Origin of the sequence: Bradyrhizobium sp. WYCCWR 12699, assembly GCF_032144035.1 — a bacterium.
GTDB lineage: Bacteria > Pseudomonadota > Alphaproteobacteria > Rhizobiales > Xanthobacteraceae > Bradyrhizobium.
The window spans coordinates 1,570,041-1,586,468 of the sequence record NZ_JAVTJN010000039.1; the positions used below are offsets into that span (position 1 = coordinate 1,570,041).

Below are 16,428 nucleotides of genomic sequence, written 5' to 3' on the forward strand. Positions count from 1 at the left end.
TGCCTCCCTAGACCCGACCGAGCGCGAAACCGCTCGCGATGTAATTGCGGACGAACCAGATCACGAGCGCGCCCGGGATGATTGTGAGCACGCCGGCGGCGGCCAACAGGCCCCAATCCATGCCAGACGCCGACACCGTGCGCGTCATGATCGCGGCGATCGGCTTGGCCGAGACCGAGGTCAGCGTGCGCGCGAGCAGCAGCTCGACCCAGGAGAACATGAAGCAGAAGAAGGCGGCGACGCCGATGCCGCTCGCGATCAGCGGCACCAGGATCTTGATGAAGAAGCGCGGGAAGGAATAGCCGTCCAGGAACGCCGTTTCATCGATCTCGCGCGGCACGCCGGAGACGAAGCCTTCGAGGATCCACACCGCCAGCGGCACGTTGAAGATGCAGTGCGCAAGCGCAACGGCCCAGGGCGTATCGAACAGGCCGATCGCCGAATAGAGGTTGAAGAACGGCAGCGCATAGACCGCGGCCGGCGCCATGCGGTTCGACAGCAGCCAGAAGAACAGGTGCTTGTCGCCGAGGAAGCGGTAGCGCGAGAACGCATAGGCCGCCGGCAGCGCCACCGAGATCGAGATGATGGTATTGAGGACGACGTATTCCAGCGAGTTGATGTAGCCGGAATACCAGCTCTCGTCGGTGAAGATGCGCTTGTAGTGCTGCAGCGTCGGCGTGTGCGGCCACAGCGTCATCGTCGAGACGATCTCGGCGTTGGTCTTGAAGCTCATGTTGACGAGCCAGTAGATCGGCAGCAGCAGGAAGATCAGGAACAGGCCCATGATGAGGCGGCGGCCGGGAATCGAGTGCATCACGCGGCTCCTTCCTGGGGCTTCCGCTCGGCGCCCGCATTGGTCATGACGGTGTAGAAGATCCAGCAGACGATCAGGATGATCAGATTGTAGACCAGCGACAGCGCCGCGGCCTTGCCGAGGTCGAACTGGCCGAGCGCGATCTTGACGAGCTCGATCGACACGAAGGTGGTGGAGTTCCCGGGTCCGCCGCCGGTGACGACGAACGGCTCGGTGTAGATCATGAAGCTGTCCATAAAGCGCAGCAGCACCGCGATCAGCAGCACGCGGTTCATCTTCGGCAGCTGGATCGCCTTGAACACGGCCCAGCGCGAGGCGCCGTCGATCTGGGCGGCCTGGTAATAGGCTTCCGGGATCGACTTCAGGCCGGCATAGCACAGCAGCGCGACGAGGCTGGTCCAGTGCCAGACGTCCATCACGATGACGGTGACCCAGGCGTCGATGTCGTTGGAGACGTAATTGTAGTCGATGCCCGCGGCGTTGAGGACATAGCCGAGCAGGCCGATGTCGGGACGGCCAAAGATCTGCCAGATCGTGCCGACAACGTTCCACGGAATCAGCAGCGGCAGCGCGAGGATGACGAGGCAGGCCGCCACCGTCCAGCCCTGGCGCGGCATCGACAAAGCGACGACGATGCCGAGCGGCACCTCGATGGCGAGGATCACCATCGAGAAGAACAGGTTACGCCCGAGCGAGGCGAGGAAGCGGCCGCCCAGATCGGTCGAGGGATCGAGCAATTCCTTGAACCAGCCGACGCCGTTCCAGAAGAACTGGTTGTTGCCGAAGGTGTCCTGCATCGAATAGTTCACCACCGTCATCAGCGGCAGCACCGCCGAGAAGGCGACGACCAGGAACACCGGCAGCACCAGGAACCAGGCTTTTTGGTTGACGGTCTTGTCCATCAGGCGGCTCCCTCCACCAGAAGGCTGTCGGCATAGACGTGGACGTGCGATGGATCGAATTTCAGTCCGGCCATGCCGTCCGGACTGGTGAAGCCCGCCGGCGCACGCGCCGCGAGCTTGGCATCGCCGAAGCGCGCGCGCGCGAAACGGATGCGGCCGAGATCGTCGAGGCGCTCGATCTTCGCCGTGAGCAGGCCCGGCGCGGGCGCGACGACCTCGACGAATTCGGGACGGACGCCGATCTCGATCTTGGCGCCGGCAGGCAGGTTGTCGTAAGCGCGGTCGAGCGCGATGACGTGGCCGCCGACGATGGCCTTGCGTCCCCTCACCTCCGCCGGCAGGATGTTCATGCCGGGCGAGCCGATGAAATAGCCGACGAAGGTGTGCGCCGGCTTGTCGAACAGCTCGGCCGGGGTGCCGCTCTGCACGACGCGGCCGTCATGCATGACGACGACGGTGTCGGCGAAAGTCAGCGCCTCGGTCTGGTCGTGGGTGACGTAGATCATCGTGAGGTCGAGCTCGCGATGCAGCGCCTTCAGCTTCGAGCGGAGCTGCCATTTCAGCTCGGGATCGATCACCGTCAGCGGCTCGTCGAACAGCACCGCGGCGACGTCGTTGCGCACGAGGCCGCGGCCGAGCGAGATCTTCTGCTTGGCATCCGCCGTGAGACGCGTCGCCTTGCGGTTGAGATAGGGTTCGAGGTCAAGCAGACGGCCGATCTCGGCGACGCGCCGGTCGATATCCGCCTGCGGCACGCCGCGGTTCTTCAGCGGGAACGCCAAATTCTGTCCGACCGTCATGGTGTCGTAGATCACCGGAAACTGGAACACCTGGGCGATGTTGCGCTTCTGGGTTGACAGCGGTGTGATGTCCTTGCCGTCGAACAGGATTTTCCCGCGCGACGGCGTGATGATGCCGGAGATGACGTTGAGCAGCGTGGTCTTGCCGCAGCCGCTCGGGCCCAGCAGCGCATAGGCGCCGCCCTGCCGCCAGGTCATGGTCACAGGCTTCAGCGCAAAGCTCTCCTGCGGCGCATCATTGCCGCCGTAGGAATGCGCGAGATCGACGAGGTCAATGCGGGCCATGGCGCACCTCCCCCTTAGGAGGCCGGCGCGGCGACCAGGCGGTCAGCCGCGTCGAACACAAAGACATCATTGGGATCGAGCACGGCATCGAGCGTCTGGCCGGGCTCGAACTCGTGCACGCCGTGCAGCACCGCCACCCAGTTCGATCCGTCGCGGGTCAGATGCACGAAACTCTCCGAACCGGTGATCTCGGTCACCGTAACAGTGGCGTGGAAGGCGTGACGATCGGCCTCGCCATTGGCGAGCGCAAGCTGATGCGCTCGGAAGCCGACGCGATAGGCGCCGTCGGCAAGGCTCGAATAGAGACCGGAGGCGGGCGATGCCGTACCGCCGGCATATTGCACGGAGCCGTTCTTCTTCTCGATGCCGACCAGGTTGAGCGGCGGGTCGGAAAACACCTGGGCGACCCGCAGCGTCTGCGGCCGGCGATAGACGTTGGCGGTCTCGCCCATCTGCAGCGCCTGTCCCTCCCACATGCAGACCGTGTTGCCGCCGAGCAGCAGCGCCTCGGTCGGCTCGGTGGTGGCATAGACGAAGATCGCGCCCGAGGCCTCGAAGATCCGCGGCAGCTCGGCGCGCAGTTCCTCGCGAAGCTTGTAGTCGAGATTGGCGAGCGGCTCGTCGAGCAGCACGAGATCGGCGCCCTTGACCAAAGCGCGCGCGATCGCGGTGCGCTGCTGCTGGCCGCCGGAAAGTTGCAGCGGGGTGCGCTTCAGGAACGGCTCGAGCCGCAGCAGCTTTGCGGCCTCCGCCACCCGCGCCTCGATCTCGTCGCGCGGCTTGCCCTGTACGCGCAGGGGCGACGCAATGTTCTCGTAAACCGTGAGCGAGGGGTAGTTGATGAACTGCTGGTAGACCATGGCGACCGAACGCTGGCGCACATCGGCGCCGGTGACGTCCTTGCCATTCACCACCACCTTGCCACTGGTCGGCTTGTCGAGGCCGGCGAGCAGCCGCATGATCGAGGTCTTGCCCGACAGCGTCGGCCCGAGCAGCACGTTCAGCGTGCCGCTCTCGAGCGTCAGCGAGACGTCGCGGATGTGCTCGACACCCTCGACGGTCCGGGTCACGTGGTCGAGTGTCACGGTCATGAGCGTCCTCCCGCTTCCAGCAGGGGACTTTGCGACACCGCGTGGCTCCTGATCCAGTCGTCGAGCACGGCGATCTCGTCGGCAGATAGTCGCAGGCCGAGCTTGGAGCGGCGCCAGACCACGTCCTCGGCGGTCACGGCCCATTCATGGGCGATGAGATAGCGGACCTCGCGCTCGGTGAGCGTCGCACCAAAGGACTGGCCGAGATCGGCGGCTGCCTTGGCATCCCCGAGCAGCTTGGCGGCCCTTGTGCCATAGGCGCGGGCGAGACGCCGCGCATGCTCATGGCTGAGGAAAGGATAGCCCCGCTGAAGTTCGGCGATCAGGCCGTCGATGTCGGACACGTTCATGTCACCGCCCGGCAGCGGCCATTTGCCGGTCCAGCCCTCGCGCGCCTTCGCGCTGCGCAAGTAAGGCGCGAGCCGCTCCAGCGCCTCCTCGGCGAGGCGGCGATAGGTCGTGATCTTGCCGCCATAGATCGACAGCAGTGGCGCCCCGCCGGGCGTGTCGAGCTCGAACACGTAGTCGCGCGTCGCAGCCTTGGCCTCGCTGGCACCGTCATCATAGAGCGGTCGCACGCCCGAATAGGTCCAGACCACATCGTCCGGCGTCACCGGCTTGGCCAGATATTCGCTCGCCGCCGTGCAGAGATACTGGATCTCCTCGGGCGTCGCCTTCACCTTGGCGGGATCGCCGTCATAGTCGCGGTCCGTGGTGCCGATCAGCGTGAAATCATCCTGATACGGGATCACGAAGATGATGCGCCCGTCGGCATTCTGGAACATGTAGGCACGGTCGTGGTCGTAGAGCTTTCGGACCACGATGTGCGAGCCCTGCACCAGCCGCACCTTGGCCTTGGCGTTGACGCCCGCGCCGCGGCCGAGCACGTCCTCGACCCAGGGGCCGCCAGCATTGACCAGCGCCTTCGCCTGGATCTGCGAGCGCTCGCCGGTCAGCGTGTTGACCATGCCGACGGTCCAGAGGCCATCGGCCTGGCGGATCTCGGTGGCGCGGGTGCGGGTACGGATCTCGGCGCCCTTGTCGGCGGCATCGCGTGCGTTGAGCACGACGAGGCGGGCATCGTCGACGAAGCAATCCGAATATTCGAAGGCGCGGCTGTAGCGATTCGGGATCAGCGGCTTGCCGACCTCGTCACGCCCGAGATCGACCGAGCGGGTCGCGGGCAGCAGATGCCGGCCGCCAATGTGATCATAGAGGAAGAGGCCGAGGCGCAGCAGCCAGGCCGGGCGTAAGCCAGCGTGATGCGGCAAAACGAAACGCAATGGGCGGATGATGTGGGGCGCGATGCCCCAGAGGATCTCGCGCTCGATCAGCGCCTCGCGGACCAGGCGAAACTCGTAATATTCGAGATAGCGCAGGCCGCCATGCACCAGCTTGGTCGACCAGGAGGATGTCCCGCTCGCCAGATCGTTCATTTCGCACAGGAAGACAGTGTTACCGCGACCCACCGCGTCCCGCGCGATGCCGCAGCCATTAACACCGCCTCCGATGATGGCGAGGTCGAAGATACGCTCCAACAGACGCTTCCCCTGACGGCCGCCCGTTCCTTCGGTCGGCTACTTTCGTTTTTGATTAGATCACACCGAAAAACGAAAGCAAGATGAAAGAGAGGCGAAAGGAAGCGAAAGCGGAACTTTTTCGACGTCCATAAGGCGAAGAAATTGGCCGACGAACGGGCAAATTTGGCGGCGGACTGCCCAAGGGACGGCCAAGCCATACCCCGAAGCATCCGTCCGCCTTGAATGTAGCAACATAACTACATATTTTTGGCTGGTGACATTGCTACGGCGAAGGACGCACTGACGATGGTGACGACTCTGACCAGCCGAGAATTCAACCAGGATACCGGCGGTGCCAAGAAGGCTGCCTCGCAGGGCCCGGTCTTCATTACGGATCGCGGCCGCCCGGCCCATGTCCTGCTAACCTTCGAAGACTATCTGCGCCTGAGCGGCGGGTACATGAGCCTCGCCGAAGCTCTGGCTCAGGCGAACGCGGACTTCGATTTCGATCCGCCTCGCATCGAGGGCGGCATCTCCAGGCCCGCTGATCTCGACTGATGTTTCTGCTGGACACCAATGTCATTTCCGAACTGAGGCGGCCGGACAAGGCTGATCGCAAGGTTCTCGCTTGGGCCAATGCAGTGCCCGCGGCAAATTTCTTCATGTCCGCCATCTCGATTCTTGAAATTCAACTCGGGGCGCGACTGATCGAGCGGAAAGACGCAGTTCAAGGTGCTATCCTGCGAGCCTGGATCGACGATTACGTCCTGGCCCGCTTCGAAGGGCGGATTCTGGCTATCGATACGGCGGTCGCGCAGTGCTGCGCGCAACTTCACATTCCCAATCCGCGGGCTGAACGCGATGCCCTGATTGCAGCGACCGCGCTTGTTCACGGCTTGACCGTCGTGACGCGTAATGTCGGGGATTTCGAACCTACTGGCGTGGCGCTGCACAATCCGTGGGGCGACGCCTAGTCTTATCGCAGACGCACCACCGGCGCGGCCTCCGGTGCGGCATCCTGGCTATCTGCCGGCGCATCGTCGATGTCCGCGCCCTTCGGCATCGCCGCCATCACCTCGATGCCCTTGCTGTGGCAGATGGTGGCGAGGCGCTCGGGAAGCTCCTGGTCGGTGACGAAGGTCTGGATTTGCGTGATGTGGGCGATGCGCACCGGCGCGCTGCGACGCAGCTTGGTGGAATCGGCGACCAGCATGACGCTGCGGGCGTTGGCGATGATGGCCTGCGCGACCTGCACCTCGCGATAGTCGAAGTCGAGCAGCGCGCCCTCTTCATCAATCGCGGATGCGCCGATGATGGCGTAGTCGACCTTGAACTGGCCGATCAGCTGCGTCGCGGTCGAGCCGACCACGGCGCCGTCGGCGCGCCGCACCGTGCCGCCGGCAACCACGACCTCGATGCGGGGGTGGCGGTAGAGCAGCATCGCGACGTTGAGATTGTTGGTGATGACGAGGAGATCCTCATGCGAGGTGAGCGCGCTCGCGACCTCCTCCGTCGTGGTGCCGATATTGATGAAGAGCGAGCACCCGTTCGGGATCAGGGATGCGGCGGCAGCTCCGATCGCCTTCTTCTCGTCGGCGGCGACGAAGCGGCGCGCCTCATAGGCGAGGTTCTCGACGCCGGAGGCGATGATGGCGCCGCCATGGATGCGGGTCAGCGAGCGCCGCTCGCAGAGGTCGTTGAGATCTTTTCGGATGGTCTGCGCCGAGACCTCGAAGCGGCGCGCGAGCTCCTCGACCATGACGCGGCCCGAGGCGCGCGCGATGTTGAGGATTTCGGCTTGGCGATGGGTCAGTCCGGTCACGGCAAGGGCCTCAAATCAGGAAGCGGCATGGTGCGGCGGTTCGCAGCGGCGGTCAATGCGCGCCTCGATCACGGTTAACGGATGAGGCGGGCTCACCATGCCATGGCGGCGGCAAGGCGCACGAGCAGGTCCGGATCGTCGAACGCGCTCGCAGAGGCAATTGCGCCGGCACCGACAAGGTCGGCGTGGCTGAGGCTGGTCCGGATTCCGATCGTCGGAATGCCGGCGGCGGCGGCCGATTGCACGCCGGAGCGGGAATCCTCGAACGCAACCGAAGCCGCCGCACTGGCTCCGACGAAGCGCAACCCCTCCTGATAGGGCAGCGGATGCGGCTTGCCGTGCGGCAGCTCGTCGCCGATCACGATCGCCTTGAACCGCGCGGTGATGCCGAGGCCCGACAGCAGCAGCTCGGCGTTGAGACGCGGCGCATTAGTCACGGCAACCATGGGAACGCCGGCCGCGTCTGCGCGGTCGAGCAATGCCATCAGCCCCGGCAACGGTTCGATCTGCCCGACCACGAGGTCACGGAAGATCGCTTCCTTCTCGGCGAGGATCGCGGCGCGCCGCTCCGGCGTTTCGTCGGGCAGAAAGCGGTCGCCGATCGATACGTTGGCGAAGCCTTGCAGCTCCCTGGAGAAGCGCGCGTGGTCGAACACATGGCCGCGGGGACCGAGCACCTGGTTGAAGGCCTCGAGATGCAGCGGGTCGGTGTTGGCGAGCGTGCCGTCGATGTCGAACAACAATGCCCTGCCGATTGCTTCGATCATTTCCCTACTTTCCCAAAACCGCGGCGCATCAATGCGAAAGGCGTATCAATACGGGCTCGAGCGCGCAATGGCGCATCCACATGACGACAATGCAGCACTCGACAAAGTCGCGCGCGGCTGCAACACTCCTCGCAAGATCAAAAAGGAGGAAACGATGATCAACCGACGCGACCTTGCTCTTTCGACTCTTGCCGTCTCCGCGCTTGCGCTCACCCCACCGGCGCTCGCCGCCTCGGCAGACGAAGAGGCGGTGGCGAAAAAGGTCGAGGCCTTCCGTCTCGCCCAGATCGCAGCTGATCCGAAGGCGCTCGGCGCGCTGTGCTGGGACGATCTCAGCTACAGCCATTCCAGTGGCAAGGTCGAGGACAAGGCGACGTTCATTGCCAACGCCACCGACGGCAAATCCAAATTCCTGTCGATCGAGTACAAGGACCCGACCATCAAGGTCGTCGGCCCCGCCGCGATCGTCCGCTTCCACTGGCTGGGCGAGCAGGAGATGGCGGCCGATGGGAAGAAAGTATCGACCAATCTTCACATCCTGATGAACTGGCAGAAGCAAGGCGACGAGTGGAAGCTGCTGTCGCGGGCTGCAACGAAGTTGTGATGACGCTCTTGCCCTCTCCCCTTGTGGGAGAGGGTGGCTCGCCGCGACAGCGGAGAGACGGGTGAGGGGCTGCCTCAGCGAGTTAGTCTCTTAGGTTTTGAATTCGTCGATAGACCCCCTCATCTGGCGCTTCGCGCCACCTTCTCCCGCAAGGGGAGAAGGAAGAAGGCAGTATCAAGGGCGGCAAAAAATTCCGCCCACATTTCGCGGGCCGATCGACCGGCGGGCGCTTACGCCGCTTCCTTCACATCTCCGTTCACCAGCTTGCGCGCGGCGCGCTCGGCTTCGCGCGCGTTGCGGAAGAGCTGGCCTTCGAGACGGTTGAATCGGTGGGACGAGGCGAAGAAGCAGTAGCCCCCGGAAGAACGAACGACGATACCTGCGGTCTGCGAGTCGACTTCGATGATGTAGCTGTCCGGCATAGTCCGTGGATTCCTCAGTGCGGGCAAATAACGGTGTTCCTGCCCAAAGGTTCCCAGGGCATTTGAGGCCGTTACCACCTCGAATCGGCACGCAATTGAGTACGCCGGGACCTCATCCGTTTTATGACTGGTTCTTGACTGGTTCTTGGCGAAGCCGCGACGCAGGAACGCGTGATCGGTCATCATTCACGAAGCTGACGATGCAATATCAATAAGGCACATCGTTACGTCGCGATGGTTGCGTCGGCCGGACGAACCGCCTGCGGGCGACCGTGTTCGTCGATCGAGACGTAGGTGAAGTTGCCGTCGGTGACGAGGAAAGGATGCTCCTCCCCGCGACGCAGCGCCCACGCTTCCAGATGCACGGTGAGCGAGGTGCGGCCCACGCGCACGATATTGGCGTAGACCGACACGAGATCGCCGACATAGACGGCTTTGCGAAAGTTCATCGCCTCGATCGCGACCGTCACGGTCCGCGACTTCGCGACCTTCGACGCAAATACGCCGCCGCCGACATCCATCTGGCTCAGCAGCCAGCCGCCGAAGATGTCGCCATTGGCGTTGGTGTCGGCAGGCATCGCCAGCGTGCGGATACAGAGATCGCCGCTTGGCCCGGTGCCTGAGCTGTTAGGGGCGTGGATTTGCGTATCGGTCATGTGGCTGGTCTCCCGCGGCTCTCAGCTCTCGATACAAAGCCGCGGCGTCTTGCGCAACATCGACACGAGACAAGCTTGCGCTATCCAGCTGGTCGCGGCGCTCCGACGAGGCCGCCGGCATCGTTCAGTCTGCGTTGCCACTCCGCATCGTCGGCCCGCGGCGCGCGTCCGGTCGCCGCCGTCACCAGCCGTTCCAGCCTGCTCCAAATCCGGAGACGGTCGCAGGGATAATTGGCCCATCCATTGATGACACAATAGCGGATGGTGTGGTCATGGTGATGACGCCAATGATGCTCGGGTGAGCAGACCAGATGCAGCCGTTGCGCGATGCGCAGGAGCGGCGGGCGGTGTGACCAGTGCGCGAGATTGTGAAAGCTCATGCCAAACAGCATGCAGGTCGCGATCACGAACCAGACGATCATCAGCGCATAAGTGAACGTGGAAACCGGAAACGACGCCGTGACGGCGGCCGCAATTCCGACCACTACGGCGCTCGGTGCCGCACCGAGCGATGCCTGGTCGAGGAAGTCGTAGAACAGGACGTGGCCGGGATGGGTGTGATGCTCGCGCGTGATCGCGATGCCGCGGCCGAGCATCCCCTCGTCGAGCCAGGTGTCGACCACCCAATGCACCAGCCCGGAAAACAGGTCAGCGAGGAAATACCCGGCCAGGAGCGCCACGATCAGCGACGGCCAACGCAATCCCGCCGCGGGATAAGTCCCGACGAGATAGCCTGCGCAACACAGGATCACGACGACGTCGGCCCCGCAGCACAGCCGCGTGATGATGATCTCGCGCGAGGTCGCGTGCTTGAAGAACGGGATCGTCGGCATCGGCGATGCTCCTTGGGCTCCACCACCCATGATAGCATCTTTTGCCGACGGCTCCCTATCGCAAACCGTCCCAGCCTGCATCCGGCGCGAAACGTCCGCCGAACCTCTCGGCGAGCCCGCGCAAGGTGGACACGACATTCTCCACGCCGCGCGTGCGCGCATAGTTCAGCGGACCGCCGCGGAACGGTGCATAACCGGTGCCGAAGATCATGGCGCCGTCGACCGCATCGGCGTCATCGACGATGCCTTCGCGACGCGCCGCAACGCAGACGTTGGACATCGGCAGCACCAGGCGGTCGATCATCTGGTCGGTGACGCGCGGACCGGTCTCGGGGAGCGGCGCCTTCTCTGCCTTGCCGTCCTTCCAGGTGTAGAAGCCCTTGCCGGTCTTGCGGCCGAGCTCGCCCCTGGCGACCTTGTCGCGCAGCCAGGCGGGCGTCGGCGGCAGCAGATCGCCGAACTTGGTCCGCAGCATGTCCCCGACGTCGAGGCAGATGTCGAGCCCGACCTGGTCGGCGAGCTCGATCGGCCCCATCGGCATGCCGAACTGCTCGGCTGCGGCGTCGATCAGGCGCTGGTCGATCTTCTCGTCCAGCATCACCATGGCTTCCAGCATGTAGGGCGTCAGCGTGCGGTTGACGAGGAAGCCGGGCGAGCTCTTCACAGACAATGGCAGACGGTCGATCGCACCGACGAAAGCAAGTGCGTCCTTCAGCGCCTGCGCGTCGTTGCCGTCGTGGCTGACGACCTCGACCAATTGCAGCCGCGATACCGGATTGAAGAAATGCAGGCCGACTAGGCGCTCCGGCCGCGCGAGCGTGGTGCGCAAATCTTGCAGCGGAATGCTCGACGTGTTGGTCGCAAGGATCGCGCCCGGCTTCATGCGCGGCTCGATCCCGGCATAGACCTTCTGCTTGAGCTCAAGCTTTTCCGGGACCGCCTCGATGATGAGATCCGCGTTGCGCACCCCCTCCCCGTCCATGTCGGGGATGAGGCGATCGAGCGCGTCGCGCACCTCGGTCGGCTTGCGGATGATCTTGCCATAGAGCTCGGCGGCGCGCTTCACCGCGCCCGCGATCGGCTCGGCCTTCATGTCGGCGAGCGAGACGCGAAAGCCCTGCCCGGCTATCCAAGCCGCGATATCACCGCCCATGGCGCCGGCGCCAATGACGTGGACATGCTTGATCGAGTTGCCGGAGCCTGCTGCCTTCTTCATCTGCTCGCGCAGGAAGAAGACGCGGATCAGATTCTGCGCGGTCGGCGTCACCATCAGCTTGGCGAAGGACGCCTGCTCGGCCTTCAGCATCGCGGCCTTGCTGCCGCCATGGCTCTCCCAGAGGTCGATCAGCGCGTAAGGCGCGGGATAGTGCTCGCGAGACGCGGCCTTCGCCGCCTCCGAGCGCATGCGTTTTGCGAGCAGCCCGCGCACGGGGCCGAAGTTCGCCGCGCGAGTCAGGAAGCCAGCGCGCGCCCGCTTCATCCGGCCGAACAGCGCATCCTTCACCGCGCCCCGGACATGGCGCTCCTGCGTGACGGTATCGACGAGGCCGATCGCCTTGGCCCGTCGCGCATCGATGGTGCGGCCGGTCAGCATCAAGGCCATCGACTGGGTCGGGTTGACCAGCGCGGTAAACCGCGCGGTGCCGCCGAGGCCGGGATGCAGGCCGAGCATCATCTCCGGGAAGCCGAAGCGCGCGCCGTCGAAGGCGACGCGCGACTGGCAGGCCAGAGCAACCTCGAGCCCGCCGCCGAGACAGAAGCCGTGGATAACCGCGACCGTCGGCAATTTGAGCGCTTCGAGATGATCGACCACCGCATGCGCGGCCCGGATACGGGTCTCCACCACTTCCGGGTCGGACGCGCCGCGGAATTCGTTGACGTCGGCGCCCGCGATGAAGCCGGACGGCTTTGCGGAGCGGATCACGAGGCCGGCCGGGCGCTCGGTCTCGATCGCCGCGAGCGCGGCGTCGAACTCCTCCATCACGTCGGACGAGAGCGTATTGGCGCTGGCATCAGCGCGGTCGAACAGCAGCCAGGCGACGCCGTCTTCATCGCGGGTGAGCTTGAAATGCTTGTACGGACTGTCCGGCGCGGGCTTGGGCCCCAGTTCCAGGACGCGGTCGCCGAGCGCGGTCATGATCTTCGAATCCATGGTCACACCGCCTCGATCAGCATGGCCCCGCCGAGCCCGCCACCGATGCATTCGGTGGCGACGCCCCGCCGCGTGCCGAGCCGCTTCATCGCGTTGACGAGATGCAGCACGATGCGGTTGCCGGATGTGCCGACGGGATGACCCAGCGAGATCGCCCCGCCATCGACGTTGAGCTTGTCACGGTCGATCTCACCCGCCGCGCCGTCGAGACCAAGTATCTCACGGCAGAATTTGTCGTCGTTCCAGGCCGCGAGACAGCCCAGCACCTGGGTGGCGAAAGCCTCGTTCAGCTCCCAGGTCTCGACATCCTTGATGGTAAGGCCGTTGCGCTGGAGCAGTGGTGTCGCCGACATCACCGGACCGAGCCCCATGATCGCAGGGTCGAGCGCGGCCCAGTTGCTGTCGACGATCGCGGCTTTCGGCGTGAGCTTGTGCTTTGCGACTGCGGCATCGGAGGCGAGGATCACCCAGGAGGCGCCGTCGGTGATCTGCGAGGAATTGCCGGCGGTGACCTGGCCCCAGGGGCGCTCGAACACCGGCTTCAGCTTTGCCAGCGTCTCCGCCGTGGAGTCCGGCCGCACGCCATCGTCACGGTCGAAGAACTTGCCGTCGCGCGAGAACGCAGTTTCGACCTCGCCCTTGAGATATCCCGCGCCTTGCGCGTGCGCGAGCCGGCGATGACTCGGCAGCATAGGCGTCGGCCTGTACGCGGGTGATGCCGAAGAGATGGCCGACGACCTCGGCAGTCTGGCCCATGTTGAGGTCGGTGACGGGATCGGTCAGCCCGCGCTCGAGGCCGATGATCGGCTTGAGATCGCGCGGGCGCAGCTTGAAAGCAGCGGCGAGCTTGGCGGCCACGCCCTTCGCGGTGGCGAGGCCGGCGAACCAGCGCACGCCGGAATTCGGCCAGACCAGCGGCGCGTGGCTCAGCGCCTCGGTGCCGCCGGCAAGGATCATGTCGGCATGGCCTTCGCGGATATAGCGGTAGGCCGTGTCGATCGACTGCATGCCCGAACCGCAATTGATCTGCACCGTGAAGGCGACCATGTCCTCGCCCATGCCGAGCCGGAGCGCCGCGACACGGGCCGGATTCATCTCGTCCGCGATCACGTTGACGCAGCCGAGGATGACCTGGTCGAAGCTGTCGGGCGAAAACGGCTGGCGCGCCAGCAGCGGCCGGCCGCATTGCACGGCGAGATCGACCGGTGTGAACGGGCCGGGGCCCGAACGCGCTTTCAGAAACGGCGTCCGGCTGCCGTCGACGATGAATACCGGTCGTGCCATCAGCTCGCCGCCCTCTGGTCACCGAGTTCCTGGAAGAACTGATGCACATTGACGGTTTTCTTGTAAATCGGCGACAGGGCTTCCGGCGCAAAATCGTCGACCTCGATCACTTCGGTGACAGCGCTATGAGCAGCGGCCAGTTGCTCGCCCTCGGCCTGCGTGATCACACCCTTGGTGACGGCCTCCTTCCAGTCGCGGATCTGCGCCGCGCGCATGCGCTTGGCGATCGCATCGGTGCCCACGACCAGCTTGAACGCACGCTCCAGCCGGGCAAAGCCGCCGTCGTCGTCGACATGGGCCAGATCCGGCGTCAGGCGCTCGCGCGCCGCCGACGACTCCAGCACGATGGCAGCGCATTGGTGCACGACGCGGTCGGACGGGCCGAGCACGCGCGCGCCGAACGGCTGGACGACGAGCTTGAGGAAGCCGGCGACGAAGCGGTTCGGCAGGTTGGCGAGGATTTCGGCGAGCCGGTTCTCGATCGTCCTGAAGCCGCTCGCCATGCACCATTCCAGCGCGGCAAAGTCCTCCTTCTGCCGACCTTCGTCCTGCCAGCGCTTCAGCGCGGCGGAGAGCAGATACAGCTCGGACAGGATGTCACCGAAGCGCGCCGACAGCATCTCCTTGCGCTTGAGCGCGCCGCCGAGCGTCAGAAGCGCCATGTCGGCGCAGAGCGCAAAGGCCGCCGAATAGCGCGAGAGCTGGCGGTAGAACGGCGTGGCGTCGCCGGCATCGGGCGCCATCGCGAAGGCGCCAAAGGTCCAGCTTCGGCCGAAGGCACGGAATAGCGTCTGGAAACTATGGCCGACATGTTTCCAGAACGCCTTGTCGAACGCAGTCAGCCCACGCTCGCGATCAGTGTCCGCGAGCGCGTTCATCTCGTCGAGCAGATAAGGATGCGCGCGGATCGCCCCCTGCCCGAACACGATGAGATTGCGCGTCAGGATGTTGGCACCTTCGACCGTAATCCCGACCGGCACGGCTCGGTGCAGATTGCCGAGATAGTTTTGCGGACCGTCGATCACGGCCTTGCCGCCGTGGATGTCCATGGCGTCGTCGATCGCGGTGCGCATCCGCTCGGTCGCGTGCAGCTTCATGATGCCGGAGATGACGGCGGGATGCACCCCGGCATTCAGCGCCGCGCAGGTCAGCCGGCGCGCCGCATCGAGCTGGTAAGCGGTCGCCACGATGCGCGCGAGCGGCTCTTCCACGCCTTCGAATTTCGAGATGGAGATGCCGAACTGCTCGCGGATACGGGCATAAGCGCCGGTGGTGCGCGCCGCGTAAGCGGCCCCCGCGGCAGAGAGTGACGGCAGCGAGATGCCGCGGCCGGCGGCAAGCGCGGTCATCAGCATCTTCCAGCCCTGCCCCAGCCGCTCCTTGCCGCCGATGACGTAATCCAGGGGGATAAAGACGTCACGTCCCCGGTTCGGCCCGTTCTGGAACACCTGCATCGACGGCAGATGGCGATGGCCGATCTCGACGCCGGGCAGATCGGTCGGGATCAGCGCGACGGTGATGCCGAGCTCTTCCTGATCGCCGACGAGATGATCGGGATCATAGGCCTTGAAGGCAAGGCCGAGCAGCGTCGCGACGGGCCCGAGCGTGATGTAGCGCTTGTGCCAGTTGAGCCTCAGCCCGATGACCTCGCGGCCGTCGAACTCCCCCTTGCAGATGACGCCGCTGTCGACCATCGAGGCGGCATCGGAGCCGGCTTCCGGGCTGGTGAGGCCGAAGCAGGGAATGTCGCGGCCGTCGGCGAGGCGCGGCAGCCAACGCTCCTGCTGCTCCCTTGTGCCGAAGCGCATCAGGAGCTCGCCGGGACCGAGCGAGTTCGGCACCATCACGGTAACGGCGGCCGCGATCGAGCGGGTCGAGATCTTGCGCACCACTTCCGAATGGGCATAGGGCGAGAAGCCGAGACCGCCGAATTGCTTCGGGATGATCATGCCGAAGAATTTCTCGCGCTTGACGAAGTGCCAGACGTCCTGCGGCAGGTCGCGCCATTCCCAAAAGATCTTCCACTCGTCGAGCATGGCGCAGAGCTCGTCGACGGGCCCGTTGAGGAAGGCCCGCTCCTCCTCGGTCAATTTGGCTGGCGCAATTTTCAGCAGCTTCGACCAATCGGGATTGCCTGTGAAGAGATCGGCGTCCCACCAGACGTCGCCAGCCTCGAGCGCCTCGCGCTCGGTGTCGGACATCGCCGGCAGCACGCCGCGCGCCCAGGAGAAGATCGGCTTCGTGATGTTGTCGCGGCGGAAGCTCATGGCTGACCTCGTGCATCGGCGCGGTTATCGGGCATTTTAGCGGAAACTGGCTGGCGGAGGCGAACATCTCGCCTGCAAAATTGACGCGGCCGGGCGGGCCCCGGACCATAACGGCCAGGGTGCGCGGGCAGTTCCGGGAGGGGAATGGGGCGAGATGTCTCCCCACGTCGTTCCGGGGCACGCGAGGCGTGAGCTATGGTGCGCAATTG

15 protein-coding genes and 1 pseudogene are annotated in these 16,428 nt (G+C 64.9%); 3 read left to right on the top strand and 13 right to left on the bottom strand.

Features of this window, described 5'->3' with window-relative positions:
• Positions 1-7: 7 nt before the first annotated feature.
• The 5 genes from RPS27_RS38060 to glpD are packed head-to-tail and all read right to left on the bottom strand — an operon-like array spanning position 8 to position 5,430.
• A complete protein-coding gene (locus RPS27_RS38060) occupies positions 8-814 on the bottom strand; it encodes a carbohydrate ABC transporter permease (protein WP_194406557.1) in 807 nt (268 codons plus the stop codon).
• Positions 814-1,716, bottom strand: coding sequence for a carbohydrate ABC transporter permease (locus tag RPS27_RS38065; RefSeq protein WP_194406556.1), 903 nt, complete (start codon positions 1,714-1,716; stop codon positions 814-816). The genes RPS27_RS38060 and RPS27_RS38065 overlap by 1 nt, the downstream gene beginning before the upstream one ends.
• Entirely contained in the window at positions 1,716-2,801 is a 1,086-nt protein-coding gene (locus RPS27_RS38070; protein WP_212065626.1) for an ABC transporter ATP-binding protein, read from the bottom strand. Before RPS27_RS38070 ends, RPS27_RS38065 begins: the two co-directional genes overlap by 1 nt.
• A gap of 14 nt (positions 2,802-2,815) precedes the next feature.
• Positions 2,816-3,892 (bottom strand): ABC transporter ATP-binding protein, encoded by a 1,077-nt coding sequence (locus tag RPS27_RS38075; RefSeq protein ID WP_212065627.1) that lies wholly within the window; start codon positions 3,890-3,892, stop codon positions 2,816-2,818.
• The gene (glpD, locus tag RPS27_RS38080; RefSeq protein ID WP_212065628.1) at positions 3,889-5,430 is read right to left on the bottom strand and encodes a glycerol-3-phosphate dehydrogenase; all 1,542 of its coding nucleotides are present in this window, start codon (positions 5,428-5,430) and stop codon (positions 3,889-3,891) included. Before glpD ends, RPS27_RS38075 begins: the two co-directional genes overlap by 4 nt.
• A 288-nt stretch (positions 5,431-5,718) precedes the next feature.
• Here glpD and RPS27_RS38085 point away from each other — a divergent pair, with 288 nt between their 5' ends.
• Entirely contained in the window at positions 5,719-5,970 is a 252-nt protein-coding gene (locus RPS27_RS38085; protein WP_212065629.1) for a type II toxin-antitoxin system prevent-host-death family antitoxin, read from the top strand.
• Complete coding sequence (locus RPS27_RS38090) at positions 5,970-6,386, top strand: type II toxin-antitoxin system VapC family toxin (protein WP_212065630.1); 417 nt, start codon at positions 5,970-5,972, stop codon at positions 6,384-6,386. Before RPS27_RS38085 ends, RPS27_RS38090 begins: the two co-directional genes overlap by 1 nt.
• Positions 6,387-6,388: 2 nt before the next feature.
• Here the strand turns inward: RPS27_RS38090 and RPS27_RS38095 are convergent, their stop codons facing one another.
• On the bottom strand, positions 6,389-7,234 hold the full coding sequence (locus RPS27_RS38095; protein WP_194406550.1) for a DeoR/GlpR family DNA-binding transcription regulator: 846 nt from the start codon (positions 7,232-7,234) through the stop codon (positions 6,389-6,391).
• A 92-nt stretch (positions 7,235-7,326) separates the two neighbouring features.
• Positions 7,327-8,001, bottom strand: coding sequence for an HAD family hydrolase (locus RPS27_RS38100; RefSeq protein ID WP_212065631.1), 675 nt, complete (start codon positions 7,999-8,001; stop codon positions 7,327-7,329).
• Between the two features lie 154 nt (positions 8,002-8,155).
• Between RPS27_RS38100 and RPS27_RS38105 the strand changes: the two genes are divergently transcribed.
• Positions 8,156-8,605 (top strand): nuclear transport factor 2 family protein, encoded by a 450-nt coding sequence (locus RPS27_RS38105; protein ID WP_313755096.1) that lies wholly within the window; start codon positions 8,156-8,158, stop codon positions 8,603-8,605.
• A 230-nt stretch (positions 8,606-8,835) separates the two neighbouring features.
• On the opposite strand, the gene RPS27_RS38110 is transcribed toward RPS27_RS38105, so the two are convergent.
• The 6 genes and pseudogenes from RPS27_RS38110 to RPS27_RS38135 all read right to left on the bottom strand — a co-directional run bounded on the left by RPS27_RS38110 (position 8,836) and on the right by RPS27_RS38135 (position 16,219).
• Positions 8,836-9,027 carry a hypothetical protein gene (locus tag RPS27_RS38110; RefSeq protein WP_018645288.1) on the bottom strand — a complete coding sequence of 64 codons (192 nt, stop codon included), beginning with the start codon at positions 9,025-9,027 and terminating at the stop codon, positions 8,836-8,838.
• Positions 9,028-9,251: 224 nt separating this feature from the next.
• Positions 9,252-9,683 (bottom strand): acyl-CoA thioesterase, encoded by a 432-nt coding sequence (locus RPS27_RS38115; RefSeq protein ID WP_211419503.1) that lies wholly within the window; start codon positions 9,681-9,683, stop codon positions 9,252-9,254.
• Between the two features lie 80 nt (positions 9,684-9,763).
• Positions 9,764-10,516 carry a fatty acid desaturase CarF family protein gene (locus RPS27_RS38120; protein ID WP_212065632.1) on the bottom strand — a complete coding sequence of 251 codons (753 nt, stop codon included), beginning with the start codon at positions 10,514-10,516 and terminating at the stop codon, positions 9,764-9,766.
• 55 nt (positions 10,517-10,571) lie between these two features.
• Positions 10,572-12,668: a 3-hydroxyacyl-CoA dehydrogenase NAD-binding domain-containing protein gene (locus RPS27_RS38125; protein ID WP_313755034.1), complete on the bottom strand. Its 2,097-nt coding sequence runs from the start codon at positions 12,666-12,668 to the stop codon at positions 10,572-10,574.
• A gap of 2 nt (positions 12,669-12,670) precedes the next feature.
• Positions 12,671-13,952: pseudogene (locus tag RPS27_RS38130) on the bottom strand (acetyl-CoA C-acetyltransferase).
• A complete protein-coding gene (locus RPS27_RS38135; RefSeq protein ID WP_212065634.1) occupies positions 13,952-16,219 on the bottom strand; it encodes an acyl-CoA dehydrogenase in 2,268 nt (755 codons plus the stop codon). Before RPS27_RS38135 ends, RPS27_RS38130 begins: the two are co-directional and overlap by 1 nt.
• Positions 16,220-16,428 lie beyond the last annotated feature (209 nt).